At 45.2% G+C, this 1,931-nt stretch carries 1 protein-coding gene; it reads left to right on the top strand.

Annotation, left to right across the window (positions count from 1 at the left end):
* Positions 1-47: 47 nt before the first annotated feature.
* The coding region (locus tag A3739_RS12855) for an AAA family ATPase (RefSeq protein WP_231877073.1) at positions 48-1,931 on the top strand (1,884 nt) is incomplete at its 3' end.

Genomic DNA, 1,931 nt, shown 5'->3' with positions numbered 1-1,931 from the left:
AAGAAGCATTGCTGACCTGGCCCGAGCGAGCTCGGTCTGCAGTCCATATGCGGTCTGTATTTTCTAGCAGTAAAGCTTTGGTGCTTCTATCAGAAGAGGTTCGATCTTATATCGGTTTGTTTGTTCAAAGACATCCAATCGATACCGATTCATTGATGATTGAACATGCTGCATCCTATTTGGTAGAAGAGCTCGCTCGCGATCAAGTAGAGTTTGTTGGCAGTCAATACGCAATTGATTTAGTGGATGAGCTAAAGCGTACTTTGGATGATAAAACTTGGGATCAATACGCGATATCGCTCGATAAGCTAGATGGCTTGCCAAGCGAGCAGTGGAAACTAACGGAAGCATGGTTACATGCTCTATTAGAAGACAAAACAGGCGCCGATGAGGCCTCTAGAGGTTCTTCAAATAGAAATTCTGATAACGCATCCGTAACTAATCGACTTCAACGTTATATTCCCGAAGCAATCGTGCTGCTAAATGTTGGCGATAAAGTAAATCGCAGAACAAGCAGTGTGGATCTAGAGCTTAAAATTGAAGGCTTATTGGGAGATCATCGTTTAATTTCCAATCAGACTATCCAGTTTGGCTTAGATGCTTTTCTACAGAGACTGTCTCACCATCTCAATGTGGTTGTACCAAGCTATCATCACTACTTAAAGGTTCGCCAGCAAGTCATCTCAGAAGAGCGCGATGCATTGCGTCTTGAAGAGTTTAAAGCGCGTCCGCTGAGTTCGTTTGTTCGAAACCGTTTAATTAACGAATCCTATTTGCCTTTGATCGGGGATAACCTCGCTAAGCAAATGGGAACGGTGGGCGAAAACAAACGTACTGATCTCATGGGGCTTCTCATGATGATCTCGCCTCCCGGTTACGGTAAAACAACCTTGATGGAATATGTGGCGAATCGATTGGGTCTGATCTTTATGAAGATCAACTGTCCTTCACTGGGGCATGACGTTATGTCATTGGATCCTCAGCAAGCGCCTAACGCCACCGCTAGGCAAGAGTTGGAAAAGCTTAACTTGGCCTTGGAAATGGGTAATAACGTGATGCTGTATCTGGATGATATTCAGCATACCCATCCTGAGTTCTTGCAGAAGTTCATTTCACTCTGTGATGGAACGCGTCGTATCGAAGGCGTTTGGAAAGGCAGAACAAAAACCTATGACATGCGTGGCCGCAAGTTCTGTGTAGTGATGGCCGGTAACCCTTATACCGAATCAGGGGAAGCGTTCAAAGTACCGGACATGCTTGCTAACCGTGCTGATATCTACAACTTGGGTGATATTTTGGGTGGTATGGACGAGCAGTTTGCGCTGAGTTATATCGAGAACTCAATGACCTCCAATAATGTGCTCGCACCTCTTGCGGTGAGAGAAATGGATGACATCTACAAGTTGATCGATATGGCAAAAGGCAAGGATGTCGCCGCCACAGATTTGAGTCATCAATACAGTGGTGCTGAGATTAATGAGATCACAGAGATCTTGAAGAAGATGTTCGTAATTCAAGATGTAGTACTCAAAATTAACAAACAATACATCGCCTCTGCAGCACAAAACGATAAGTATCGAACGGAGCCTAGTTTTAAGCTTCAAGGTAGTTATCGGAATATGAACAAGATGGCTGAGAAACTCTCTGCGGTGATGAATGAAGATGAGCTGATGCAAATGATTCAGGATCACTACCTTGGTGAGGCGCAGTTATTAACCTCAGGGGCTGAAGATAATTTGCTTAAGCTTGCAGAGCTTCGAGGCAACATGACCGAAGAGCAGTCGTCGCGCTGGGAAGAAATCAAGCGCGACTTCTTGCGAAACAAAGCGATGGGAGGTGACGACGGTGATGTTGGCGGTAAAGTTGTTGCCCAGTTGGTAGACCTTGTCTCTGGGATCAAGGACCTTAAGAATGTGGCTGAAACGGCAACC

The sequence above is a fragment of the Oleiphilus sp. HI0067 genome (assembly GCF_001635735.1).
The sequence above is the reverse complement of the archived record's forward strand: the minus strand, read 5'-3'. Positions and strand labels throughout refer to the sequence as shown.